This is a genomic window from Bifidobacterium sp. LH_450, assembly GCF_056356715.1.
The window spans coordinates 218,386-243,431 of record NZ_JBKEUU010000004.1 but is presented as its reverse complement, the minus strand read 5'-3'; the positions used below and the strand labels follow the sequence as shown (position 1 = coordinate 243,431).

The following is a 25,046-nucleotide window of genomic DNA, read 5'->3' as shown; positions in this document are numbered from 1 at the left end:
GGTAGCAACCGAATATTCCCAAGGTGAGGAAACTATGGCGAAAAAGCGCGTAGCCGTGTTTTATGGCGGCAAGGCCGATGAACATTCCATTTCCTGCATTTCCGCGGCCAGCGTGCTCAGGGCCCTCGACCCCGAGCGTTTCGAGCCGGTGCTGATCGGCATTACGAAGAGCGGCCAGTGGATTACCGATGGCGCCGATCCGCGCGGATGGGACCTGGAACACGGGCTGCCGACCGTCGAGGCGGTGCCCGGCTCGCGCAACGTCGTCGTGGACTTCGCGCGCGGCCGCGAAGGCTTCCTTGCCGTGAACGAAGACGGCACCCTCGAGTCGCTGGGCGCCATCGACGCCGTGCTGCCGGTGCTGCACGGCCCGTACGGGGAAGACGGCACGATCCAGGGCGTATTCGAAATGCTCGGCGTGCCCTACGTTGGCTGCGGCGTGCTCGCGTCCGCCGCCAGCATGGACAAGCACTATACGAAGACGCTGCTGGCCGCCGCCGGCATTCCGGTAGCGCCGGGCATCACGCTCGATACGCGCCTGTACGACGCCGCGGACGGTTTCGCTGCCGCCGCTCCGGAAATCCTGGCCAGAATCGACGAAGCCGGGCTGCGCTACCCGCTGTTCGTCAAGCCGTCGCGCGCCGGCTCGAGCTTCGGCGTGACGAAGGTCGAGCGCCCGCAGGACGCCGCTGAACTGGCTGCCGCCGTCGCCGAAGCCGCGCGCCACGACTGGCGCGTGCTGGTCGAGCAGGGCGTCGACGCACGCGAAATCGAATGCGCCGTGCTGTGCGCCGAACCGACCGGAGAGCCGCAGGCCGCGTGGCCCGGCGAAATCGTGCTGGACCGGCGCAATGAAGGCGACGACCAGTTCTACGATTTCGACAGCAAGTACATGGACGCTTCCGCCAGCCACGTGGAAGTGCCGGCCGCGCTGCCCGACGAATTGCTTGCCAAGGTGCGCCAGACGGCCATCGATGCGTTCCGTGCCGTTGACGGCGCCGGCTTGAGCCGCGTCGACACGTTCGTGACGCCCGACGGCGACGTGCTGGTCAACGAAATCAATACGATGCCGGGATTCACCTCCATTTCGATGTATCCTAAGGCTTGGGAGGCCACCGGGCTGCCCTATTCAGAACTTATCGGCACGCTGATCGACGGCGTCGCCGAATAGGCGCCGGACCACTACAGACTAGAAGCACCGACCAGAAGGAAACAACGATGTCCAATCCCAACGATCCGAACTATGCCAACGGACAGGTTCCGCAGTACCAGCAGCCGGCCGCCCAGCCGCAGTACCAGGGTGATCCGTACGCCCAGCAGGGCTACCAGCAGCCGCAGTATCAGGGCGATCCGTATGCGCAGCAGGGCGCGTATCAGCAGCCGCAGTACCAGTCGAACCCCTACGCCCAGCAGATGCCGCCCGCAACGCCGGACTATTCGTCCTATGCCACGCCGCAGCATCCGGAACGCTGGAACGGCATGGCGATCGCCGGCTTCGTCTGCTCGTTCTTCATCGCCATCATCGGCCTGATCCTGAGCATCATCGGCCTGACGCAGGTGAACAAGACGAAGGAGAAGGGCAAGGGCCTGGCCATTGCCGGCATCATCATCGCCGCGGTCGAAATGATCGGCTCCATCGCGCTGATGGCCACCGGCTATTCCAGCTACATGGACTACGTCGATTCGGCCATCGCGTTCATCCCGATGTTCTTCTAAGGCGCGCCATCCTGGCAGGCGCGTGCGGCCGCCTGTCAGGATGCCCCGTTCAGGCACGGTTGGGTTTCCGCTAGACTAGGACCACCGCCGGAAATGAGAGAACCGGCATGGTGGGACCTACAGATCAAGGAGAACCCATGGCAGATCCCAATGGACAGCAAGCGCCGCAGGATTCCTACGGCATTGCGCCAACGACGCCGCAGCAGGCTGGCGACCCGTATGCGCAGCAGTATGCGCAAACGCCATACGAACAGCCCCAGTACAGCCAGTCGCCCTATGAACAGCCGCAGTACGGCCAGGCGCCGTATGGGCAGGCTCCCTACGGACAACCCCCTGCGCAGCCGCAGTACGCGCCGGCCTACGCGCAGCCCGAGCCGCGCTGGAACGGCATGGCCATCGCCGGTTTCGTCTGCTCGTTCTTCGTGGCGATCGTCGGCCTGGCGCTGAGCATCGTCGGTTATACGCAGGTCAAGAAGTCGGGCGAAAAGGGCCGCGGCCTGGCGCTTGCCGGCATCATCATCAGCGCCGTCGAAATGGTGGCGTCGGTGATTCTCGCCATTGTGCTCGTCGTGGCTGGCACTGCCGGCGTGGCCGCCCTCGTCCAGTACTCCAACGACCAGCAGACCAGTTCGGCCCAGGCGACCGACGGCCAGCCGAATGAGGACGGCCTGTACGCCACGGTGGAGGACTACTTCAATTCCCCTGAACAGCAGGAAGCCGTCGACGAGCTCATGGATACGCTGGGCTCGGCTGCCGAGGATTCGACGGTGAACGTGCAGGGCAATACGCTGACGATGATCTACCGCTTCGAGGATATCGACGATCTCGACGATGCCGGTACGTCGATGGACTACATTGCCCAGGGGTTCGGCGAAGTGCTGCCGGTATTCGCCAAAACGATCGATGCCAATCTGGAAGGCGGCGTAGGCACGACGAAGATCCACGTGCAGTTCCTGGGGGCCGGAGGCAAGACGCTGCTCGACGAGACCTATCAGGCCGACGAAAACACGCCGGACTCTTTCGACGGCATTTCTTCCGGAACCGGCAGCGAGGAGACTTCCTACGAGCTGGCGTCCTGACGGCTGGAACCGGCCGATGCCGTATCCCTATGCTCCGCAGCCCATGGCCAATCCGTGGCTCAAAGCGGCCAGAAGCCGGTATTCGCGGCTTGGGGCCGCATTGTGCGTGCTGATCGTGGTATGGAACGTCACGGCGATCATCATCTGCAGCGTCGTCAGGATCATCGTCTCCGACGGCGTATACGCAAATGCCTGGGTGACGTTCCTGCTGAACGACGTCCCGCTCTATGGCATTGCGTTGCCGCTGGCGCTGCTGACGTTGTCGGGAGTGCGGCCTGTTGAGACCAGGCGCCTGCCCATGCGTTTGCGGGACCTGTTCGCGATTTTCCTGATCATGATCGCCGTCATGTATATCGGTTCGCTGCTGGGCAGTTCGCTGGCGGCCTTCTTCAGTTCCGGCGAATCGGAGAATCCGATTGATGACCTTGTCGGAAACAGCGTATGGGCCGACCTGGTGTTCGCCGTCATCGTGGCGCCGATAGGGGAAGAGTTCATTTTCCGCAAATGCCTGGTTTCCCGTGCGCGCGTATTCGGCGAGAAGACGGCAATCGTGTTCTCGGCGCTGGCATTCGCGCTGTTCCACGCCAACCTGTACCAGGCGTTCTACACGTTCGGCACCGGGCTGCTGCTGGCCTATGTCTACGTGCGCACGAGCAACATGTGGTATTCGGTCGGGCTGCATGCGGCCATGAATTTCGTGGGCGGCACCCTTTCCCCGGCCGCGCTGACATGCGTGCAGGCACAGACCGACGATAACGGCGAACTGATTGCCGGGGCCTATGGCAATCCGGCGTTCCTGCTCTCGCTCGTGTACGTGCTGGCGTTGCTGGCCGCCGTCATCGCGGGCATCGTGCTGCTCATCGTGCGCTGGCGCAGGGCGACGTTCTATGCCGCTCCGTGCCAGTTGCCTCGTGGCAAGGGCGGCGTGGCGATGTATGGCAATGCCGGCGTCATCGTCTACACGGCGATCTGCGTGCTCCTGATGTTCGCCAACCTATACCTCAGCTGAATGCGCCAAAGCTCATTGGCCGGTTGCGGCGCGCTGCTCGAGCAGGTCGCAACCGGCAATGGCGCGCGTGACGGCATCGGCGACCGATGACAGCGCGATGCCTTCGCGGGCGTAGGCGAAGATCTCCCCGGACATGCCGTACGGCGTCACGCCGTTGAATTTCACGACCGGCGGCTGCTTGGGGTTGAGCACCTTGGCGCACTTGTCGTCGACGACGGAGACGAGCGTTTTCGTCAATTCGTGCGTATCGACGCCGGCCTTCGCGGTGAACGGCACCTTGACGAGCCCTTCGGAAGCGGGGTTGAGCTTCTCCAGCGCCGTGGTGGCCAGCACCGAATTGGGGATGATGACGGTGTCGCCGGAACGCGACTGCACGATGGTCTGCCGCCAGGTGATGTCCTTGACGACGCCGGTCATGCCGGACACGTTGACGACGTCGCCGGGCATGATGACCTTGCCGGCCATGAGGTCGAAGCCGGAGACGATGTTGGAAATCCAGTCTTTGAGGCCGAGGGAAATGGCCAGGCCTCCAATGCCGAGCGCGGTGAACACCGTGGTGGGGTTGATGCCGAACACCGGCTGCAGCACCAGCGTAATCGCCAGCGTCCATACCAGCACGCGCATGATGTTGACGAACAGCGAGACGTTGGGAATGCCGGCCTTTCTCAGCACCCTGCGCAGGATCGACGCCAGCGCCTTGGCAAGCACCGCCGCGCACGCGGCGACGATGAGCAGCCAGATGATTTTGCCGGCATTGTTCTGCAGGAAGTCGCGGAAGGTTTCGAGGAGTTGCTGCATGGGACATGAGTGTAGGGGATGCCCCTAGAAATAAGACTGGGGGGCGGGGGAGTCGCCTTGCTCCCGGGATTGCGAACCGGCTTGCGCCGGTTCGCGACCACCCACCGCTTCGAGCGTCGCTTCGCTCGCTCTCAGCGACTCCCGAACAAGGCCGCAAACGCTTTTCGCGTTTGCATATTCCAGCGGCGGACGCCAGCGGGAGTGGCGTCCTTGTGGGCGGGAGTGGAGTTTTTATTGTTAGGCGATTTCGGAGTGGGCTAGGGCGAAGGCGCTGGAGTGGCGGGGGCGGTCGCTGTTGAAGATGCGGTGCCAGTAGGCGACCATGTTTTCCTTCGACATCGACAGGTAGATGCCCATCGCCAGCACGGCGAGGTCCTCGCTGAGCAGGTCGTCGATGGAAATGGTCGCTTCAAGCTCCGGCCACATCTGCAGGATCGCCATCAGGCCGCCGACGGTGAAGTTGAGTATCAGCATCGTCTTCAGGCTCATCTGCGCCGGGTCGATGTCGAGCAGGCTCATGAGCGTCATGCGCGTGAAATCGTACAGCGACTCCTGCAGTTCAGGGGCGCTGTGCGGTCCCGCGACGAGCGCGAGGCGCGACAGGCGCTGGCGCTGGTCGCTGTCCTGCAGCAGCTGCGTGCAGTACTTGACCCATTCCTCATCCGGGTCGACGCCGACGTCGGGGATGTCGGGCATCGGCATGCACTGCACTTCGTGCAGGATGGCGGAATCGGCCAGCTCAGGCAATCCCGAGTAATGGTAATAGAAGGAATTGCGGTTCACATCGGCTTGGTGGACGACGTCCGTAACGGTGATCTTGTTGTATTCGCGCTCTTCCAGCAGCTCCCAGAAAGCGTTCTCCAGCCGTTCCTTCGCCGGAAGGATTTCCGAATCGCGGCGTGGTCTAGGCATTGTGTACTCCTCGATAACAGCCACCCGGCGTTGTGCGTAGAACGCCTGCGCGGCGGCATTGCTTTTCAGTCTACGTTCCGTACGGTCCAACCTTTTGGTACGGCGCGGCGGCTGCCGGCCTCCCTAGCCCCGAAGGTGTGGCCCGTACGTAGTCCCCAATCCGATTATTCTTGCCTTCAAGTTTATTCGCCTTCCATCTGCACAGATTGCGCCCGCGGCGGATTGTGCGCAAAGGCCGCGGATGCCAGCATGCGTATGGCCTGGTTGATGTACTTGCGGTCCTCCCCGCTCAGGCCCACGTAGCTGCCCACGATGTCCGGTATGATGCCGGGGCCGGCATGCATGATCTCGGAAACATTCGCATGGCCGCTGGACTCAAGGATGCGGAACAGCGCGGTGACGGCGTGTTCCCGCTGGCGCTGGCTCATGCCGGCCAGCCATTCGTTGACGGCTTCGTTGAACGTGCGCGAGCTGGGCGCGATGTCGGGGACGGTATGGAACCGGTCGCCGTCCATCTGCCACGTATACCCCGAATGCTGCATGACGCCATCGGCCTGCGACGTCACGACGATGCGCCGTTCGGACGGGGGCGCCTTGAGCAGCATGCCGATGATCGACAGTTCCGGCACGACCTTCGTGATCCGGTCGGCGATGGCGCTGTATTCGTAGCTTTCGATGACGTTCTGCTGGAAACCCGGTCCGTCCATCGAATAGATCTGCTCGATGCGGTCCTGGATGTCGTCCGGCGCGTTCATCGCCGCGTAGACGGCGAGATTGCCGCCCTTGGAATGGCCGGTCAGGATCAGCGGGCCGTCCCACAGCCGGCCAATCTTCTCCAGATAGTCCGCCGCCGTACGCTGCGCCGGCACCGGGTACTGGTACGCCATGTTGAAATCCTCGCGCCAGCCGACGAGCGTATCGTCGGTGCCGCGGAACGCGACGACCAGCGTGCCGTCGGGAAGGCGGAACGTAACGGCCGCGAACTGCGTCTGCTGGTCGGCGCTGAAGATTTCCAGCGCGGCGTTCATCTGCGAATCCGCGAATCTTGGATTCGAAGCGGCGGCGCGGAAGAAATCGTGCGTTATCTTCGGGTTGATGAAGCCGGCGGCCTTGCTGGACGAATCGTCCGGCTGCGCGCGGTACCATTCCTCGGCTTCGGCGAGCGTCGCGCCGTCGTACGGCGCGTGTGCCAGCGCCTTCGCCGACGCGAGCGGATGGCGCAGCGAAAACGCCTTCAGGCGACGGCCGAGCGTGCCGTAGCGCCGCTCGACGTCCGGCAACTGCGGCACGATCGGCGGGAACTGGTCGTACGACAGCAGCGCATACACCAGCGCATCGGGCGCATGGAACGGGAATTCGGCGAACGTTCGCCGCTCCGTGCGCGCATAGGTAGCGATGGTGTCCATTGCCGAGTCCCCCGTAAGTCCTGCGCCGCCCCTGTGACGGCCTTCGTTCCATTCTAGTGCCGGGCGAGATGGGCGGGTCGGGCGGTCGGACGGCGGTGCCGCGTTGCGGTGGCCGCGCCGTATGCGCGGCCGGACGCCGCGGCGTTCACCGTGGCGTTTAGATTGGTGCATAGCAGGCCACGCGGCGCATGCCAACGAGAGCGGAGGGACGCGATGATCAACGAAACGTATAGGGACATGCTGGCGGAGAAATCGGTGATCCGCTCGATTTCCGAACGGGCGACGCAGCGGCGCGCGCAGGTAGGCGACGAGAACGTCTTCGATTTCTCGCTGGGCAATCCCAGCGTGCCGGCGCCGCGGAGCTTCGACGACGCCGTCACGTCGCTGTACGCCGAGCGCGACCCGATGGCGCTGCACGGCTACTCGCCGTCCGTCGGCATCGAAGAGGTGCGCGAGGCGATTGCCGCCAGCCTCAACCAGCGCTTCGGCATGGACTACGAAGCGCGGCATATCTTCCCCGTTTCCGGCGCGACCGGCGCGCTCGCGCACGCGCTGCGCGCGGTGACGGTGCCGGGCAGCGAAGTGGTGACGTTCGCGCCGTACTTCCCCGAATACCAGCCGTACGTCGGGGGCACCGGCGCGAAGCTGACCGTCGTGCCGCCGGATACCGAAGCGTTCCAGATCGACTTCGCCGCGCTCGAGGCCGCGCTGACGCCGAACGTCGCCGCCGTGCTCATCAACACGCCGAACAACCCGTCCGGCGCCGTCTACTCGGCGGCGACGCTGGAACGGCTCGCCGCGCTGCTGCAAGCCAAGCAGGAGGAGTACGGGCATGAGATTTTCCTCGTCAGCGACGAGCCGTACCGCGAAATCGTGTTCGACGGGGACAGCCAGGCGTACCCGGCGAAGTTCTACGACAACACGCTGACGTGCTATTCGTTCTCGAAGTCGCTGTCCATTCCCGGCGAGCGCATCGGCTACGTCGCCGTCAACCCGCGCGCCGCCGGAGCCGACATCCTCGTGCCGATGTTCGCGCAGATCAGCCGCACGATCGGGCACAACTGCCCGACGTCGACGATGCAGCTGGCCGTGGCGCGCGCGCTGGAGGAGACCAGCGACCTGTCGGTGTACGAAACGAACATGAACGTCATCTACGACACGCTCGTGCGGCTCGGGTTCGACGTCGTGCGGCCCGGCGGCACCTTCTATATTTTCCCGAAGGCGCTCGAGGAGGACGCGAAGGCGTTCTGCGAGAAGGCGATGGGCTACGACCTGTTCATGGTGCCGTCCGACAGCTTCGGCATGCCCGGCTACCTGCGCATTTCGTACTGCCTTGAGACCGACAAGGTGCGCGCGGGCATGGAGCGGCTTGAGCGGTTTGTGCGGGAGACGTACCGCAACTGATCCGCCGGGAACCGGCTGGGATGGTTGCCAGTGAAAGGGGCAGGGCTGTTGGAGCTGGATGCCCCCGGAACCGGGGCAGTGGTTGCTGGAACCGGGCCCTGGGACGGGATGCCCGACCGGGCGGATGTGGCACTGTGGAACAAAACGCCCGAATGCTGAAACCGAGGCGGCGCAACGCTGAGACATCCCAGCGCGCCGCTGGCGCCTTTGGCTACGATGCTGGGTAACGGAAAGCGGGCCCGCTGAAGGCGTGCGGGCCGATTCTGCAGGAGGTTCCAATGGCGAAGGTGACATCGACATCAAAGGCGACGGCGCGCATCGACCAGATGTTTGCGGAACTGCTCAGCCAGCCGCTGCCGGACGCGCTGGACGCGCTGATCTGGCGCGGCGCGACGAACAACGCCGACGCGACTCCGTTCGAGCGGTTCGCGGCGCGACAGCTCGTGGAGGCGGGAGCCGGGGAGATTCGCGCCATCGCCGCCGAGCATGAAATCCAGCTGATCAAGCTGACGACGACGAACATGTTCTGGATGCGGTTCGACGACGACCTCGAGGGGCTGCAGCGCGACGTCGTGCTGTCGGTCGAGGCCGCCCTCAACCGCCTCGCGTTCGTGCATCTGGATGCGCGCGAAAAGGACGGCGGCATCGGGCTGATGGCCACCGCCGACGAACGGTTCTGCTACCAGTCGATGATGGACGCGATGCACATGGTGTCGCAGCATGCCGGCTTCATCGACCGGCGCGACAAGGACGAGAACCCGCTGCGCACGATCCACGGCGTCAGCGCTACGCGCGGCGGCAACTGGGATGCCTCGACGCGCTTCGGGGCGATCTGCGAGCGGCTGATGCTGCCGTTCCGCCTCGAATACCGCTATGACATCGACACCGTCAGCGGCGCGTTGGCCGTGCGCTGCGGCGTGCCGACGGCGATGATGTTCCCGGTGACCGGCTACGACTTCGAGGCGGGGCACCCGATTGGGCTGCACGACCGGCGGCCGGCCTGGGCTGCCTCCTATGCGATGCGGCTCGCGGGGCTGCTGGCGATGGCTGCGTTCAAGTCCAGCCTGAACATCACCGACGTCACCGTCAGCTGCCATGCCGGCTCGATCAACGGCGACTGCGTGCTGTCGTTGCAGTTCGACCGCACGCCGTTCATGATGGGCGTCGTGCCGAAGCTGCTGGGCAAGGAGCTCGACGAGGCGTCGCTGGACGACGATCCGCTGGAGATCTACCGCATGCTCTCGCCGCGCCAGTACAGCCTGCGCTTCGGCGCCGGCCGGTGCCTGATGCCGGTCGAGCCGCTCCCGATGGCGCCGGCGCTGGCCGCGCGGCGGCTGCCGGTGTGGCGCGACGAGCGGCTGCTGCCGCCCGACCTGCAGACGCTGCTGCGCGCCGACCGCGCCTGCGAGCTCGACGTCATGAAGGACAACGGGGCCGTCAAGGGTTCCGAGGTCAGCGAAATCATCAGCGCCAACGAGGATTCGCCGCTGACGGCCTCCATCGAGCTTGAATCGGTGCTGCTGCGCCTGGAGGACGCCGAACGGCAGGCCGCGCTCGCCGAGGGCGCCGTAGACGGCGACGAGTCGGGCGAGCTGCACGATGCGCAGGGCCGCGTCATCAAGCCGCTGTACTGCGAGCATCCGCTGATGCGCCTGATGGTGTCGCTCGACGGTGACGACCCTGACGTGCGCTACCGCAAGATCCCGGATGCGCTGTTCGACGCGCGCCTGCTGCTGGGGCGGCTCAACCGCGAGGCCGGCAACAAGGAGCGCGCGCTCGCCGAAGAGGAGGAGTGCGCGCGGATCGCCTTCACGACGGCCCAGCCGTTCATCGACCTGTCGATGACGTACGCGGAAATCGATGAAGACTACGAGAAGGCTGCCGATGCGCTGACGCGCGCGCTGGCGGTGGCCGTCATGCCGGTGGACATCGCGTTCATCTACTACCGCCTCGCCTACGCGCTGTGGCAGACCGGCAGCCTGCGCGAGGCGCTCGCCTGCTACGTGAAGGTGCTGGACTACCCGTCGATGTCGTTCTGCGAGAACGCGCGCACGGAGATCCGCGACCTGAAGGCCTCGGCCGATGGGCTCGAGGAGCCGCAGTCGCTGGAGGAGGCCGCGCAGATCCTGCGCGCGGCCGGCATTCCGGTGGCTCCGGTGCACAGCGCCGTCACCGTGCTGACGAAGGCTGCGATGGGCTTGGTCGACGCCGGCTTCCCGCGCGCCGCCGACGAAACGGTATGGTTCCTCGGCCGGCTGGTCGAAGGCGATGTGCTGAGCTCGATGGCGCCGTCGCTGCGCTGGGGCGTGGGCCCGGAGGTCACGCCCACCGAGTGAGGCCGCCCGTTCCGTCCTCGCCTGCGCTGCATTCCGCTGTGTCCGCATCGGAATGCAGCGGGCAGGGGCTCTAGTGCACGGCAGCTAAGCGTGGGTGTCGATGGCCGCAGGTCGGGTGTCGAGCCTTGGGAATCTTGGCAATGAAAAAGCCCCGGAGATTTCCGGGGCTTTCTTCGAATTCGCTTGCTCACGCCTTGACGCGCTCGACCTTGCCGGCCTTGAGGCACTTGACGCACACGCGGATGCGGACGTTTTCACCGTCGATCGTGGTGCGAACCGGCTGGAGGTTCGGGCGGAAGAGGCGCTTATTGCGGATATGAGAGTGCGAAACCGTGTAACCGGTCTTCGGTCCCTTGCCGCACACTGCGCAACGAGCTGCCATAATGGACTCCCTACAATTACTTTTGACTTGCAAGTCTTGCGTGAACCACCATACCGACAGGCATGGATGAACACACAACTTCACAAGAATACACTATTTCGGCACCCAATGCAACCTCATGTTGCGTTGGATGGCTGGAAGGATTGCGTACCCGTGGCGCGAGGGTTGTGTGAAGCGGGAATCTTGGTGAAGCGGAAGGCGGGGCAAAGCAGAAGGCCGGATAAGGCAGAAGGCTCGATAAGGCAGGGGGCGGGAAGAGGGAAGTAGGAGGCGGGACGACCGCGCGAACCGTGGACGGGTTTTGGCATTGCCGTGACGGGAACAGTAGAATGCTGTGAAAGCCGAAATGCCGGGCAGTGTAGGCCGCGGCATGCAAGGATGCCAACGGAACAGTGCAATCAAGGAGGGGGCATGCTGAGCGATTTCCTGTCGAAGATCCATGCGAAGCGCGATCATGAGCCGACGGTCATTTCCCTCGGCCAGGTGTGGGTCGACATCATGATGGACGTCAACGAAATACCGCAGCCCGGGGAGTTCGTCGTCACCGAGCAGGTCAGCCGGTCGGTATCCGGCTCGTTCCGCATTCTGCAGGCGGCCAGCAAGATGGGCGCGAAGACGCAGAGCGCCGGCATTCTGGGGACCGGGCCGTGGAGCGAGATGATCCGCGAGCAGTTCCGCCGCGCGAAGATCGCGCACACCGGCGAAACGAAGCCTTCCGAAGACAACGGCTTCCGTCTCGTGCTCAACGACGGCAGCCGCAAGACGTTCATCGCCACCTACGGCGCCGAAGCCGATGGCGACAAGGATTGCTACGCGCACGTCGAGCCGGCCGAGGGCGACGTCGTGTTCATCAGCGGCAACGCGCTGCTCAACGATACGGCGCTGGGGGTCAACGAATTCATCCAGCGTCCCGAATGCAGTCCGGAAACGCGCAGCTTCAGGATCGTGCTCAACCCGACGAACTCGATGAATCTTGTCAGTGACCAGCTGCTCGAGCACCTTGTGCTGGCGCGGCCGATCTGGTCGCTCAACCGCCAGGAAGCGCGCACGCTGGCGCGCAAGCTGGGCGTTTCGCTGGACGAATCGAAGACGCTGACCGTCAACGGCGGCTTCGACGAAACGATGCAGGCGCTGTGCGAGGCGCTGGCCGATGCGCTGCATGCGCCGATCGTGCTGCGCGCCGGTTCGCGCGGCGCGTGGGTGCGCCGTCCGGGCCACCCGGTCGAGCACATCGAAGGCTTCGCCACGAAGGCGATCCATACCCGTTCCGCCGGCCCGTGCCATACCGGCGCGCTGTGCGCGCTGCTGGCCGAAGGCTGGGAGCTGGAAGACGCCGTGCAGATCGCCAACGCCGCCGCATCGCTCGCCATCGTGCATAACCGGCATGGCGTGCCGCTGTGCCCCTCGTTCGAGGAAGCGACGGCGTTGGCCGCCAGCGCGCTGCGGCACAACGCCAGCGCCGAAAAGGTGGAGCAGGTCGACGCCGCAATCAAGGGCGCCGAATAAACGTCGCCGAGCAGGCAGCCCCTGCTGCCCAGCTCCCAGTGGCGCGGTTCCTTCGCAACGTTCCTGCACGGCGGGAATCTAGGGCGGCCACGCAGCAGGCCGGGCTGGAACGGGCATGATGGGGTCGGCTCCGCATCTTGGCGCCCCGACGGGTTCGGGCGCGGGTGGCATAGCCGTGATGGGACCGGCCGGTAGGATGGGGGAGTATGGGTGAGGTTACGTTGCATACCCCGGTGGGGCAGATCCTGGCGAACAAGCGCCGCGTGGGCGCGCTGAAATCGCTGGGCATCGTCACCGTGGCGGATGCGCTCGCCTACTACCCGTTCCGCGTGACCGACCCGGTGCCGGTGCGTACGCTCAACGAAGCGCGGCTGGGGGCCAAGATGGCGTGCGCCGTGCATGTGCGCGCCTGCCGTGCGACGCCGATGGCGGCGCGGCGCGGCTACCGGCTGGAAGTCGCCATCGACGACGGCGAGTTCGCCGCGTCCCGGGAACAGCCGGGGTCGGTGGCGTCGCTGGTGTTTTTTTCCCACCGCAAGTCATACGTGGACTGGATGGCGTCGCGCTGCGCGGTGGGCGCGAATCTCGTCATCGCCGGAGAGCCAAGCGTATTCAACGACCGGCTGCAGTTCACGCACCCGGAAGTGCTGACGGTCGGCGGCGAAGGCAGCGACGCAGCCAGCGCGCTGCAGGGGCTGCAGCGCGCGTGCCGGCCGCGGCCGGTGTACCACGCGTCGTCCCGCATTTCCAGCGACCATATCCACGACGCGATCATGACGTTCATGCGCCTGCTCGCCGGCTTGCAGCCGCAGCCGGATGAAGGCGACGTGCCGGCGGAAACGATGCGCACGACGCTCTACGGCTCGTCGCCGCAGGTGGGGGCACGGCTCGACAAGGCGATTCCCTCCATCTTGCCGGAAGAGGTGCGCCGCAGTGCGCATCTGCTGGGCCGCGCCGAAGCGTTCAGCGAAATCCACGACCCCGATTCGGTGGACCGGTTCCGCGACGCGCTGGAGACGCTGCGCTACGAAGAGGCGTTCGTGTGCCAGACGGCGCTGCTGATGGCGCGCGACCAGGCGGCCGCCGGCGCCGCGTGGCCGTGCGAGGAGCTGGCCCAGCGGGATGCGTTCATCGACGCGCTGCCGTTCGAGCTGACGGCCGGCCAGCGCGACGTCATCGACGACATCGCGCACGACATGGAGCGCGACCATCCGATGCAGCGGCTGCTGCAGGGCGAAGTCGGTTCCGGCAAGACGGTGGTGGCGATTGCCGCGATGCTGCAGGCGACCGGTTCGGGCCACCAGGCCGTGCTCGTCGCCCCGACGCAGGTGCTCGCCGAACAGCATTACGAGTCGATCAGCAAGCAGGTGTCCGACGTGCCGGTGCTGCTGCTGACCGGCGGCATGAAGCTCGCGGCGCGGCGCAAGGTGCTCGGCGTGGCCGCCAGCGGCGAGCCGTGCATCATCATCGCCACGCATGCGGCGTTCTCGAAGACGTTCCAGGCGCCCAACCTCGCGCTCGCCGTCATCGACGAGCAGCACCGCTTCGGCGTGGAACAGCGTGAAACGCTTCGCGGCAAAGGCGAGCGGGAACCGCACCTGCTGGTGATGACGGCGACGCCGATTCCGCGTACGGCGGCGATGACGTGGTTCGGCGACCTCGACATCTCGTGGCTGACCGAGCTGCCGGGCGGCCGCAAGCCGATCCGCACGTTCATCGTGCAGGAGGACGATTCGCGCCTGATGGCCGAAATGTTCGCGCTGGTGCGTCAGCGCATCGACGCCGGCGAGCGTGCGTACGTCATCTGCCCGCGCATCGATATCGACGATGATGTTTCACGGCAAACAGGCGACGGCGACGACGCTGGAACCGACGGCGCCGAACTGCTTGGTCCCGAAGCGCTCGGCGAAGACGCCGAAGGCGGCGACGCGCCCCGGCGCACGCTGCATTCGGTGGAGGAGATGTTCTCGCGGCTGCAGAATCTCCCCCAATTCAAGGGCGTTGCGTTCGCGCAGCTGACGGGACGGGACAACGATACGACGAAGAAAGCGGTGATGGACGGCTTCGCCGGCGGCGCCACCCCGGTGCTCGTCGCGACGACCGTCGTCGAAGTCGGCGTAGACGTGCCGCAGGCGAGCTGCATCGTCATTTTCGACGCGGACCTGTACGGGCTGTCGCAGCTGCACCAGCTGCGCGGACGCGTCGGGCGCGGCGGCACGAACAGCTGGGCGTTCCTCATTTCGCGTTCGCAGCCGGGAACGCTCGCCGACGAACGGCTCCATGCCATCGAAGGCTCGCTCGACGGCGCCGAAATCGCGCAGAAGGACCTGCTGCTGCGCGGGGCCGGCGACGTGCTCGGCGACTCGCAGTCCGGCGTGCACAGCTCGCTCAAGCTGCTGCGCGTCGTCAAGGACGCGTCGATCATCGAGGAAGCGCGCGCGTACGCCGAAGCGCTGCTGGACAAGGACCCCGAGCTCGCCGGGCACGTCGAGCTGGCCGGGGCGGTGCTCGACTTCACGCGCGGCAACGAAGCGTACCTGACGAGCAGCTGACGCGGCGGTGCGGCTGCGGTGGCATGATGGATGGCATGCGCATTATTTCAGGGCGATTCAAAGGGGTGCCGCTGGGCGCCGCGAAAAGCGGGACACGGCCGACGACGGACCGCACGAAGGAAGCGATCTTCTCGCGGCTCGAAGCGTGGGGAACGCTGCGCGACGCCCACGTGCTCGACCTGTACGCCGGCACCGGCGCGCTCGGGTTCGAAGCGCTGAGCCGCGGGGCGCGTTCGGCGACGTTCGTGGAATCTTCCGGACCGGCGGCGCAGCTGATCGCGCAGACGGCGGCAACGGTCAAGTCCCAGCAGGCGTGGGAACCTGGACGCGACGACATCCACGTCGTCAAGGCGAAGGCCGAACGGTTTGTCGACAAGCGCGGCGGCAAGGGCGGCGCTGCCGGCCCGTTCGACGTCGTGCTGATCGACCCGCCCTACGCCGTGCCGACCAGGGATTGCGAAGCGCTGCTCGCCGGGCTGGTGGACGGCGGCATGCTGGGCTCCTATCCGCTGGTGATGCTGGAACGTTCGACCCGTTCAGCCGCGCCGAAGCCGCCGCGTGGGTGGGAGATTGCGGACCGGCGCGACTACGGCGAAACGGCGGTCTATTACCTGCGGCCGGAACGCGAGGAGGAATAAGCGGAAATTGTTCCACCCCCTTGCGCTATACTCAAAAGGTTATTTGTGGCTGCGGAGCCCTCTACTCGCCGCGGTTCGCAAGGAACACGTGGGTTCGCCCTGCCGTGCCCCACACGGCAAAGCGCAACGCACACCCCTAACTGTATAAGGAGAGCCATTTTGGCAACCAAGATTCGTCTCAAGCGCATGGGCAAGAAGTTCTACGCCGTCTACCGCGTGGTGATCATGGACTCGCGCACGAAGCGCGATGGCCGCGCCATCGAGGAGATCGGTCTGTACAACCCCAATACCCAGCCTTCGACCATCGAGATCGATTCCGAGCGCGCTCAGTACTGGCTCGGCGTCGGCGCCCAGCCGACCGACCAGGTCAAGAACCTGCTCAAGATCACCGGCGACTGGCAGAAGTTCAAGGGCCTCAAGGGTGCTGAAGGCCACCTCAAGGCCGTTGCCCCGAAGCCGGAAGCCGAAGTGCTGGTGGAGGAAGCCGAAGCCAAGGCGCAGAAGCTGAAGGCCGCGAAGTCCGAAGCCGACGCCAAGGCCGCTGCCGAAGCCGCCGCTGCCGTCGAGGCAGCCGACGAAAAGGTCGAAGTCGCCGAAGCCGAAGAAGCTGTTCAGGAAGCTGAGTGATCCAAATGCTTGCACAAGCCGTGGAACATCTGATCAAGAACATCGTTGATTTTCCCGACGACGTTTCCGTCAAGTCCCATGAAAACGCCCGCGGCGAACTGATCCGCGTACGCGTCAATCCTGAGGATATCGGCCGCGTCATCGGCCGCAATGGCCGCACGGCCAACGCCGTGCGCACGGTAGTGCAGGCCATGGCGGACCACAAGGTGCGCGTCGACATCATGGACGTACGCAAGTAGGCCGATGACCGTGGCGCAAAACGTGCAGCATGACGACCCTCAGCAGCGCGAGTTGCTGAGGGTCGCTCGTATCGGCCGCGCACAGGGACTGAAGGGCGAAGTCACCGTGCAGACGTTTACGGACGAACCGGAACAGCGGTTCGCTCCCGGCTCCACGCTGTTCTCGAAGGACGGCGCGAAGCGATTCACCGTCGAGCGTTCGCGGACGTTCCGCGACCGCTGGATCATCAAGCTCGAGGGCGTCGACGACCGCAATGCCGCCGAGGACCTCAACGGCACCGAGCTGTATTGCCAGGCCGTTGACCTGGGCGACATGATCGACGACGACGTGTGGTATTTGAAGGACCTGGTCGGGCTCGACGCGCAGATGGATCCCGACAACGCGCTCGGGCTGCCTCCGGGGCTGCATATCGGCAAGGTGGTGGAGGTCATCGAGGGCCCGCAGTGGCTCCTGAAGATCCGCCTCGCCAAGCCGATGCGCGATGCGGACGGCGTCGTTACCGAAACGACGGCGCTTGTGCCGTTCGTCGAGGAGCTCGTGCCGCATATCGACCCGGCGGCAGGCTACCTGACGCTCGACCCTCCCGGCGGACTGATTCCGGGATTATAGGTTTTTAGCCGCGGCGCTCCGGGGTGGCTGGCAGCGTTTGCCGCCGTTGCCGGAGCGTTTGCGGCGTTCCTTTGTTTTCCGTATTCGTTGCTTGATTGAAGGCGGTGTGATCCATGTCGATGGACATCGACATCGTGTCCGTATTCCCCGAGTATTTCGAGGTGCTGAACCTGAGCCTGCTCGGCAAGGCACAGGAGAAGGGGCTCGTCAACGTCCGCGCGCACAACCTGCGCGACTGGACGCACGACGTGCACCATTCGGTCGACGATACCCCGGTGGGCGGCGGTGCCGGCATGGTGATGAAGCCGCAGGTGTGGGCGGAATGCCTCGACGATTTGCTGGGGCTCGAGCCGGTGGATTATGCGGCGCTGCAAGGCGCCGCAGCGGCGCAGGGCGCCGCAACGGCGCCGGTGGCGGAGGGAACGCAAGGCGCGGGAACGGAAGATGACGGTGCCGTGGCAGACGGAACTGCGCCGGGGCTGGAAGCGGCGGAGGGGAACGCGGCGGCGGAATCTCGTGCCGTCCTTATTTTCCCCAATCCTTCGGCGCCGTTGTTTACGCAGGCCGACGCCACCGAACTGAGCCATGCGCGGCATCTCGTGTTCGGCTGCGGGCGCTACGAAGGCTATGACGCGCGTATTCCGGAGTACTACCGGGCGCAGGGCGTCGACGTGCGCGAGTATTCGATCGGCGACTACGTGCTCAACGGCGGCGAAGTGGCCGTGTCGGTGATGCTGGAGGCGATTACGCGGCTCCTTCCCGGCTTCATGGGCAACGCGGCGTCCATCGTCGAGGAATCGTACACCGGCGAGAACGCACTGCTGGAGCACCGGCAGTACACGAAGCCGGCCATCTGGCGCGGCATGGCGGTGCCGCCCGTGCTCACCAGCGGCGACCACGCGAAGGTCGACCGGTTCCGCCGCGACGAAGCGCTGGAGAAGACCAGCGCGCTGCGGCCCGATCTGATTGAGCGGCTCGATTGCCGCACGCTCGACAAAGCCGACCGCAAGGCGCTTGCCGCGCTCGGCTGGAACGTATCCGGCGACCATCCCAAGCGGTAGCGGAACCGGGCCGGCGCTCCAAGCCGCCGCGATTGGCCGCTGGCGGCGGTTCGTCGACGCCGGGACCGACAGAAGCCGGCGCAATGTCGGCCGCTGCGGCGACAGTGAGGGAATGCCGACAACGTTGATCGCCATCGAGCGCGTATTCCTATGGTTCCTGCTGTACAGCTTCGTAGGGTGGCTGTGGGAAACCTGCCTCAATATCGTCATGAAGAAGCGGTTCGTGGACCGCGGCATGCTCAACGGGCCGCTGTGCCCGATCTACGGGTTCGGCGCGATGATCGTCATCTTCGCGCTGCGCGGCGAACACAGCATCGTGGCCGTGTTCCTCAGCAGCGGCGTACTCGCCTGCACGCTCGAATACTTCACGTCATGGCTCATCGAAAAGCTGTTCCATGTGCGGTTCTGGGACTATTCGAACAAGCCGTTCAACATCAACGGCCGCGTGTACCTCAACGGCTTCCTGTTCTTCGCCGCCGGCGCCACCGCCGTCAAATTCTGGGTGCAGCCGCACGTCGAGAAATGGCTGGCGCTGATTCCGCCGGTGCCGCTGACCATTGTTTCGGCGGTGCTGCTGGCGCTGCTGCTCGTCGATTTCGCCATTACGCTTGCCGGCCTGATCAGCCTGCGCAGCCGGCTGGGGCGCGCCGAAGCCGACATCAAGGCGTGGAAGAAGGGCAAGATCGCCCGCATCGACGTCGGCATCACCTCCGCCGACCGGCGTATCGAGCAGGCCGAGACGCGCGTGCAGCACGCGACCAGCGGTGCGATGGAGGACGTGCGGGCGAAGGCCGACGAGTTGGCCGCGAAGGTGCACCATACGTTCAGCTGGCAGCAGCGGCGCCTGATCGAGGCGTTCCCGGCGATGCGGCTCGAGCGCAGCGGCAAGACGCCGCACCATGTGCGCAAGCTGCTGGAACGCTACCGCCGCCAGCGCTGAATCGCGACGGCGGTTCCGGCTTCGAAAAACCTATCCGGCGGCAGGGTGCGTGGATGCGCCCTGCCGTTTTCGGTTCCTCCGGCGGCGTTGCTGCTTGCGAAGTTGGCGTAGGTTTCTATACTGGATTCCAGAACTACAAATAATTTGTATAGTTGCGGCAGGAGGGGAATGACATGACCCGAGATTGCGAAGGCGGCGCGGCGGCGGGGCGCGTTCCGGCGGGGAATGCTGCCGCTGAGGGGGCGCCCCGGCCGCGGCAAGCCGGTGAAGACGCGGCAAAGCTGCAGGCGATGGCGAATCCGACGCGCATGCGAATCCTGGCGTCGCTGCGCATCGACGGCGTGCAGACGGTGGGGCAGCTTAGCGCGCGGCTCGGGGAGCCGGTGGGGTCGGTCAGCTATCATCTCGGACAGCTGTCGCAGGCCGGTTTGGTGGCCAAGACGGCGCCGCGCGATGGCGACAAGCGCAAGAGCTGGTGGAAGGCGACGCAAGGGGCGACGATCGTCCTGCCGGCGTCTTCGGGCGCTGCTGGCGGAACCGGAGGTGTGGGTAGCGGCGCGGCAGACGCTGCGGCTGAAGGTGCGGCGGCTGACGGAGCTGCGCCCGAAGGCGGGTTGCAGGGGGACGCGCATCGGAGCCTGTCGTCGCTGGCCGGCACGTTCGCCCGAGCGATGGCCGGGGCCGACGCGACAGCGCTGGAAGTCGGGGAAGCCGGCGTGCCTCAGCCGGTGCTTGAACGGTACCGGCGCACGAGCGCGCTGGCGCTGGAAACGGCGTACCAGCGGTTCCTCGACGCGTACGACGGCTTCGGCGCACAGTGGCAGGACTGCTGCGGCAGCGTCGACATCGTGCTTAATCTCACGCCCGGCGAAGCGCGGCAGCTGGGAGCCGAACTGCTCGGCGTGCTCAAGCGCTGGGCCGACGTCAGCGCGCAGCAAAGCGGCGTTGCCAGTGACGGCGCCACGGGCAACGGCGGGGAAGGCTCGCCGAACGGAGACGGCGTCCGCGGCGAAACCGGTGGGGGAGCCGGCAATCAAGCCGACGACGGGCAACGCGAGCAGGTGGCCGTCGTGGCGCAGCTGTTCCGCTGGGTGCCGTAACCTCATCCGGCTTCGCGCAACGCAAGCCGAACGTGGCCCGCAATCGCGCGGGCCTTCTTTTGAACCAAGAAATACAAATAATTTGTATAAATGGAGGGACTATGGAGAGCAATGAGAGAATGCGCGCCGCGGGAACGGAGGCTATCCTGCGGGAAGGAACCGGCAACGTCGAAGGAACCGGGGCCGGCAAAGGTGGCAGCAGAACCCCCGCGCATTGCGGCGCAACGCAACCGGCGCCGGATGAAGACTCGGCCAAGCCGTTCTGGAGAAGCAGGACGTATGGCAGCTGGTTCACGGCGGATACCGCCAGCGCCATCGGGCTGGCGCTGCAAGGGCTGGCGATTTCGCTGATCGGCTACAAGGTGAGCGGCTCGACGGCCGCCGCCGGCTGGCTGGGCACGGCGTCGGCCGCGGCGAAGCAGACGGCGAGCCTGTTCGGCGGCACGTTCGCCGACCGGCACGACCGCAGGCTGCTCATCATCGCCAACGGCGCGTTCGGCATGTTCGCGTGGGGCAGCGTGGCAGCACTCCTGGCCGCCGACCGGCTCGGCTACTGGGCGCTGCTGGCCATCGCGACGGCGGCATCCGGCGTCGCCGGGTTCCTGACCCCCGCTTCCGACGCGCTGCTGCGTTCGATCATTCCGATCCGCGATTATCCGCAGGCCCGCAGCGTCAACGAAGGCCGGGACGCGGCCATCAACATGGGCGGCTCGCCGCTTGGCGGCCTGCTGTATGCCGTGCGGCCATGGCTGCCGTTTCTGGTGGCGAGCGTTGCGTACGCACTGGCGGGAGCGGCGGCGAGCGGAATCTCATATCGGGCGCCGAAGCGTTCCGGAAGCGTGCGGCAGCCGTCGTTCGCCGCCGATTTCGCCGAAGGGTGGCGCTGGACGGTGCGGCACCGGATGGTCGTGGTCATCGTGGCCGGCGCGGCGGTGCTCAATTTCGGCACGAACGGCATCGCGAACGCCGTGACGTTGAATCTGGTGGCGACCGGCACGAACAGCGCGCTCGTCGGCGTCGTCGACGGCGCGCTCGCGCTGGCCTCGTTCATCGGCGCCGCGTTCGCCGGCCGCTACAGCAAGCGGCTGGCCGCCGGGCCGACCGTGTGCGTGGCCGTCGCGTTCGCGGCGCTGGTGACGGTGCCGCTGGTCTTCGTGCGCAGCTACGCGGCCGTGACCGCCGTGTTCGCGCTGCTGGGGCTGCCGTTCCCGATTGTCAACGCGATGGTGATGGGCTTCATCTTCTCCAAGACTCCCGAAGCGATGCAGGGGCGGCTGGCGACGGCGGTCAGCGCGCCGGCGATGCTGCTGACGATGTTCTGCTCGGCCGCGGACGGCTCGCTGCTCGCAGCCATCGGCTACCGGCCGACGGTGGCGCTGTTCGCGGCGACGGTGTTCGCCGGGGCGGCCATCCTGGTGTCCTACCGGCCGCTGCGGCGGCTGCCGGCGGCCGGTCAGTGGGAACGCGAGCCGCTGCCGTAATGCTCTGCGTCGGCGCGTTCGGCGGCGATGGCGGCGCGGCTCTGCTTGCCGTCGGTAAGCGTGAGCGTGGCCGTCAGCGCGAGATGGTCGCTGCCGTCGATCGTGACGGCGTCGACGCCGCTCGGTTCCAGAAAGCCGGTGTAGAGGATGTGGTCGAGTACAAGCCGCGGCCACGGCAGCCATGACGCGAACGTCGGGTGCTCGCCCTTGGCTTCCACGAGCGTGGCGTCGTCGAAGCCGGCCGCCAGCAGCTTGCGGAACGACGGGTGTGCGATGCTGGCGTTCAGGTCGCCCATCACGACGGCAATCATCTCGCGGGCGGGGCGTTCGCCGCGCTCTTCGGCGGCTTCGGGGTCCAGCGTGCCGCCGAACGCCTTGGCGGCCGCTAGCTGCGCCGCCCGCTGGACGGCTTCGGGGTCGAGATGCACGCGGTTGGCGTCGCTGAGCGCCTGGGTGCCGCCGGCGTCGCGCGCGGAAATCGTCGCGACCTGGATGCCGTTGTCTGCATTGGCGTTGTTGGCGTCGGTGCCGCTGCCGGCTGCGGTGTCGCTGGAAGGCTGGGCGGGGGAAATCTCGGTGTTGGAAACTTCGGCTCCGGAAATCTCGGTTTCGGAAAAATCGGAAGAGGAAACCGGGCCGCGGTACTCGGCTTTCAGTTTGCCGGTGTACGTCGTCAGCGACGGCCGTTCGTATTCGCCGTTGTTCTTGTGCACGGCGGTGGCGACTTCGCCGAGGCCCACGATGCCGGCCGACCAGTCGCGGCAGCCGCGCATCGGCGACTTCGTGTGCGCCGAGAGGAACGTGATGCCGCGGGTGGAGGTGACCGGCAGCGTTACCGACGGCACGTCGGCGGCCGGAATCGGCGCCGCCGACACCGCCGTCGTTTCCGGTTCGACGCGAATCCAGATTCCGTTGAAGCCACCGTTGTCGCCGGCGCGCGCCTCTCCCAGCTGGCGGTAGGGGAGCAGTTCGCTCAGGCCCGCTTCGTCGAGCGCAGCGACGAGCGCGTCATCGAGTTCCTGCAGCGCCAGCACGGCGACGTCGCGTTCGCGCACGGCGGCGACGATGGCTTCGGCGCTGGCACGGCCGAAGCGGCAGTTGAGCGTCATCACCGTGAACTTGCCGTGCGTTGCAAGCTCCTTGTCGCGGGATTTCGCGGCGCCGGCGTCGGAACGGTGCGCCGCCGCTTCCTTGCGCGCCGCTTCCGCCGCTTTCTTCGCCGCAATCTTGTCGGCGATCATCTGGGCCGTATTCGGCGCCTTGATGTCGTTCAGCCAGTACAGCACCTTGCGCGAGCCGGCCGCCAGCAGCGTGATGAGCGCGCAGACGGCGAACGCCCATTCGTGGCGGACGGCGCCGATAATGGCCAGCGCCGCCGCCGGAATCCACAGGAACGGCGTGAACGCAATGAGGTACGGCAGCGGCGCATGGCCGTCCCAGCCGGCCGGCACTTCGGACAGCATCAGCCAGATCAGGAGGACGGCGAGGACGATCCACAAAACGGTCATGGTGCCCAAAGCTTAGCCGAGCAGGCCGCCAAGCCCTCCGCCAAGATTCGGCGGGACGTCCTGGCCGTTCATCAGCCCGGCCAGTTCCGGCGGCACGGCCGGCGTTTTCTTCGCGAACGCCGAGCCGCCCGACTTGCCGGCGTTGCCGGACAGCTTGTCGCGCAACGCTTTCTCTTCGGCTTCGCGCTTCATCGGGTTGCCGGACTTCGAAGCGCCTTTCTTGCCTTTCTTGCCTTTCTTGCCCTTCTTCGAGGAACCGCCGCCGTAGCCGCCGCCACCGAGCATGCCGCCGATGCCGGCCTTGTTGCTCATCTTCTTCATCATCTTCGCGGCCTGGTCGAAGCGCTGGAGCAGCGCGTTGACGGCGGAGACGGTCATGCCGGAGCCGTATGCGATGCGGGCGCGGCGCGAGCCGTTGATGATGGAGGGGTTGCGGCGCTCTTCCGGCGTCATCGAGCGGATGATCGCCTCGGTGCGGTCGATTTCCCGCTCGTCGAACGCTTCGAGTTCCTTGCGGTGCTGCGCCATGCCCGGAATCATGCCGAGCAGCGACTTCATCGAGCCGAGCTTGCGCACCTGCTGCAGCTGCTCGAGGAAGTCGTCGAGGCCGAACGTGCCTTCCGACATCTTGCGGGCGGCTTCGAGGCTCTGTTCCTCGTCGAATTCGCGCTGCGCCTGCTCGATGAGCGTGAGGATGTCGCCCATGTCGAGGATGCGGCCGGCCATGCGGTCAGGGTGGAAGACCTCAAAGTCCTTCAGGCCTTCGCCGTTCGACGCGAACAGGATCGGCTTGCCGGTCACCGACGCCACCGACAGCGCTGCGCCGCCTCGGGCGTCGCCATCGAGCTTCGAGAGCACAACGCCGGTGAAGTCGACGCCTTCGTTGAACGCCTGCGCGGTGCGCACGGCGTCCTGGCCGATCATCGCGTCGATGACGAACAGCACTTCCTGCGGCTGGACGGCGTCGCGGATGTCGCGGGCCTGCTGCATGAGCTCCTCGTCGACGCCGAGGCGCCCTGCGGTATCGATGATGACGGTGTCATAGAGCTTCTGGCGGGCGTATTCAATGGAGTCGCGCGCCACCTTCACCGGGTCGCCGCTGGTCTGGCCGGGCGAGGCGACCGCTTCGCCGCCGTCGGACTGCACGCCGCGTTCCGGCGCGTACACCGGTACGCCGGCGCGTTCGCCGACGACCTCGAGCTGCGTGACCGCGTTCGGGCGCTGCAGATCGGCCGCCACGAGCAGCGGCGTATGGCCCGAATCCTTGAGCCAGTAGCCGAGCTTGCCGGCGAGCGTCGTCTTGCCGGCGCCCTGCAGGCCGGCGAGCATGATGATCGTCGGCGGGTTCTTCGCGAAGTTCAGCGGGCGGTCGACGCCCTGGCCGAGGATGTCGGTGAGCTCGTCGTTGACGATCTTCACGACCTGCTGCGCCGGGTTGAGCGCTTCGGAAACCTCGGTTCCCAGCGCCCGCTCGCGCACGCGCGCGGTGAACGAACGCACCACTTCCAGCGAAACGTCGGCGTCCAGCAACGCGCGACGGATTTCGCGAATCGTTCCGTCAATATCCGCTTCGGAAAGCTTGCCCTTGCTCTTCAAATGCTTGAACGCATTCGAAAGCCGGTCCGTCAAAGAACTAAATGCTGCCATAATGTCCCCAATTCTACTTTCCGCGCAGGAAATCAGCGGGGGAATCTTACGGCAATCTTGCGGCGGGATTCTACGCAAGATTCGCTACGGGACTT

Annotated in this window: 22 protein-coding genes; 16 read left to right on the top strand and 6 right to left on the bottom strand. The window is 66.0% G+C overall.

All coding sequences use genetic code 11. The features are described 5' to 3' along the window. The first annotated feature begins 34 nt into the window (after nt 1-34). The 4 genes from AC1AXT_RS06825 to AC1AXT_RS06810 all read left to right on the top strand — a co-directional run bounded on the left by AC1AXT_RS06825 (nt 35) and on the right by AC1AXT_RS06810 (nt 3,804). Nucleotides 35-1,171: a D-alanine--D-alanine ligase family protein gene (locus tag AC1AXT_RS06825; RefSeq protein WP_476540787.1), complete on the top strand. Its 1,137-nt coding sequence runs from the start codon at nt 35-37 to the stop codon at nt 1,169-1,171. 47 nt (nt 1,172-1,218) lie between these two features. Continuing rightward, nucleotides 1,219-1,716, top strand: coding sequence for a DUF4190 domain-containing protein (locus AC1AXT_RS06820; RefSeq protein ID WP_476540785.1), 498 nt, complete (start codon nt 1,219-1,221; stop codon nt 1,714-1,716). A gap of 137 nt (nt 1,717-1,853) precedes the next feature. After that, nucleotides 1,854-2,795 (top strand): DUF4190 domain-containing protein, encoded by a 942-nt coding sequence (locus AC1AXT_RS06815; RefSeq protein ID WP_476540783.1) that lies wholly within the window; start codon nt 1,854-1,856, stop codon nt 2,793-2,795. A gap of 43 nt (nt 2,796-2,838) precedes the next feature. Next, nucleotides 2,839-3,804 (top strand): lysostaphin resistance A-like protein, encoded by a 966-nt coding sequence (locus AC1AXT_RS06810; RefSeq protein WP_476540781.1) that lies wholly within the window; start codon nt 2,839-2,841, stop codon nt 3,802-3,804. Nucleotides 3,805-3,816: 12 nt separating this feature from the next. Here the strand turns inward: AC1AXT_RS06810 and AC1AXT_RS06805 are convergent, their stop codons facing one another. The 3 genes from AC1AXT_RS06805 to AC1AXT_RS06795 all read right to left on the bottom strand — a co-directional run bounded on the left by AC1AXT_RS06805 (nt 3,817) and on the right by AC1AXT_RS06795 (nt 6,920). After that, nucleotides 3,817-4,602 (bottom strand): mechanosensitive ion channel family protein, encoded by a 786-nt coding sequence (locus AC1AXT_RS06805; RefSeq protein ID WP_476540779.1) that lies wholly within the window; start codon nt 4,600-4,602, stop codon nt 3,817-3,819. A 237-nt stretch (nt 4,603-4,839) separates the two neighbouring features. Then, complete coding sequence (locus tag AC1AXT_RS06800) at nt 4,840-5,514, bottom strand: TetR/AcrR family transcriptional regulator (RefSeq protein ID WP_476540777.1); 675 nt, start codon at nt 5,512-5,514, stop codon at nt 4,840-4,842. Between the two features lie 182 nt (nt 5,515-5,696). Beyond that, complete coding sequence (locus tag AC1AXT_RS06795; RefSeq protein WP_476540775.1) at nt 5,697-6,920, bottom strand: DUF2974 domain-containing protein; 1,224 nt, start codon at nt 6,918-6,920, stop codon at nt 5,697-5,699. Between the two features lie 213 nt (nt 6,921-7,133). Between AC1AXT_RS06795 and AC1AXT_RS06790 the strand changes: the two genes are divergently transcribed. Together AC1AXT_RS06790 and AC1AXT_RS06785 are read left to right on the top strand one after the other, a co-directional pair. Further along, entirely contained in the window at nt 7,134-8,324 is a 1,191-nt protein-coding gene (locus AC1AXT_RS06790) for a pyridoxal phosphate-dependent aminotransferase (protein WP_476540773.1), read from the top strand. 287 nt (nt 8,325-8,611) lie between these two features. Next, nucleotides 8,612-10,660 (top strand): tetratricopeptide repeat protein, encoded by a 2,049-nt coding sequence (locus tag AC1AXT_RS06785; protein WP_476562948.1) that lies wholly within the window; start codon nt 8,612-8,614, stop codon nt 10,658-10,660. Between the two features lie 187 nt (nt 10,661-10,847). On the opposite strand, the gene rpmB is transcribed toward AC1AXT_RS06785, so the two are convergent. Continuing rightward, nucleotides 10,848-11,042: a 50S ribosomal protein L28 gene (gene rpmB, locus AC1AXT_RS06780; protein WP_476540769.1), complete on the bottom strand. Its 195-nt coding sequence runs from the start codon at nt 11,040-11,042 to the stop codon at nt 10,848-10,850. 411 nt (nt 11,043-11,453) lie between these two features. On the opposite strand from rpmB, the gene AC1AXT_RS06775 reads away from it, so the two are divergent. From AC1AXT_RS06775 to AC1AXT_RS06730, 10 genes are all read left to right on the top strand, one after another. Beyond that, complete coding sequence (locus AC1AXT_RS06775; RefSeq protein WP_476540767.1) at nt 11,454-12,548, top strand: PfkB family carbohydrate kinase; 1,095 nt, start codon at nt 11,454-11,456, stop codon at nt 12,546-12,548. A 206-nt stretch (nt 12,549-12,754) separates the two neighbouring features. Continuing rightward, nucleotides 12,755-15,100: an ATP-dependent DNA helicase RecG gene (locus tag AC1AXT_RS06770; RefSeq protein ID WP_476540765.1), complete on the top strand. Its 2,346-nt coding sequence runs from the start codon at nt 12,755-12,757 to the stop codon at nt 15,098-15,100. A 35-nt stretch (nt 15,101-15,135) separates the two neighbouring features. Further along, nucleotides 15,136-15,738 carry a 16S rRNA (guanine(966)-N(2))-methyltransferase RsmD gene (gene rsmD / locus AC1AXT_RS06765; protein ID WP_476540764.1) on the top strand — a complete coding sequence of 201 codons (603 nt, stop codon included), beginning with the start codon at nt 15,136-15,138 and terminating at the stop codon, nt 15,736-15,738. A 159-nt stretch (nt 15,739-15,897) separates the two neighbouring features. After that, nucleotides 15,898-16,365, top strand: coding sequence for a 30S ribosomal protein S16 (gene rpsP / locus AC1AXT_RS06760; RefSeq protein ID WP_476540762.1), 468 nt, complete (start codon nt 15,898-15,900; stop codon nt 16,363-16,365). Nucleotides 16,366-16,370: 5 nt separating this feature from the next. Then, nucleotides 16,371-16,604, top strand: a complete 234-nt coding sequence (locus tag AC1AXT_RS06755; RefSeq protein WP_476540761.1) for an RNA-binding protein — start codon at nt 16,371-16,373, stop codon at nt 16,602-16,604. Nucleotides 16,605-16,626: 22 nt separating this feature from the next. Further along, nucleotides 16,627-17,214, top strand: coding sequence for a ribosome maturation factor RimM (gene rimM, locus AC1AXT_RS06750; RefSeq protein ID WP_476540882.1), 588 nt, complete (start codon nt 16,627-16,629; stop codon nt 17,212-17,214). Nucleotides 17,215-17,333: 119 nt separating this feature from the next. Beyond that, nucleotides 17,334-18,275, top strand: coding sequence for a tRNA (guanosine(37)-N1)-methyltransferase TrmD (gene trmD / locus AC1AXT_RS06745; protein WP_476540881.1), 942 nt, complete (start codon nt 17,334-17,336; stop codon nt 18,273-18,275). Between the two features lie 112 nt (nt 18,276-18,387). Next, entirely contained in the window at nt 18,388-19,215 is an 828-nt protein-coding gene (locus AC1AXT_RS06740) for a putative ABC transporter permease (protein WP_476540759.1), read from the top strand. Between the two features lie 290 nt (nt 19,216-19,505). Further along, nucleotides 19,506-20,315, top strand: a complete 810-nt coding sequence (locus tag AC1AXT_RS06735; RefSeq protein WP_476540757.1) for a helix-turn-helix domain-containing protein — start codon at nt 19,506-19,508, stop codon at nt 20,313-20,315. A 101-nt stretch (nt 20,316-20,416) separates the two neighbouring features. Further along, nucleotides 20,417-21,796 carry an MFS transporter gene (locus tag AC1AXT_RS06730; RefSeq protein WP_476540755.1) on the top strand — a complete coding sequence of 460 codons (1,380 nt, stop codon included), beginning with the start codon at nt 20,417-20,419 and terminating at the stop codon, nt 21,794-21,796. On the opposite strand, the gene AC1AXT_RS06725 is transcribed toward AC1AXT_RS06730, so the two are convergent. Next, on the bottom strand, nt 21,769-22,905 hold the full coding sequence (locus tag AC1AXT_RS06725; protein WP_476562949.1) for an endonuclease/exonuclease/phosphatase family protein: 1,137 nt from the start codon (nt 22,903-22,905) through the stop codon (nt 21,769-21,771). The two genes, AC1AXT_RS06730 and AC1AXT_RS06725, sit on opposite strands and share 28 nt — an antisense overlap. A 411-nt stretch (nt 22,906-23,316) precedes the next feature. Further along, entirely contained in the window at nt 23,317-24,951 is a 1,635-nt protein-coding gene (gene ffh, locus AC1AXT_RS06720) for a signal recognition particle protein (protein WP_476540750.1), read from the bottom strand. Between the last annotated feature and the right edge of the window lie 95 nt (nt 24,952-25,046).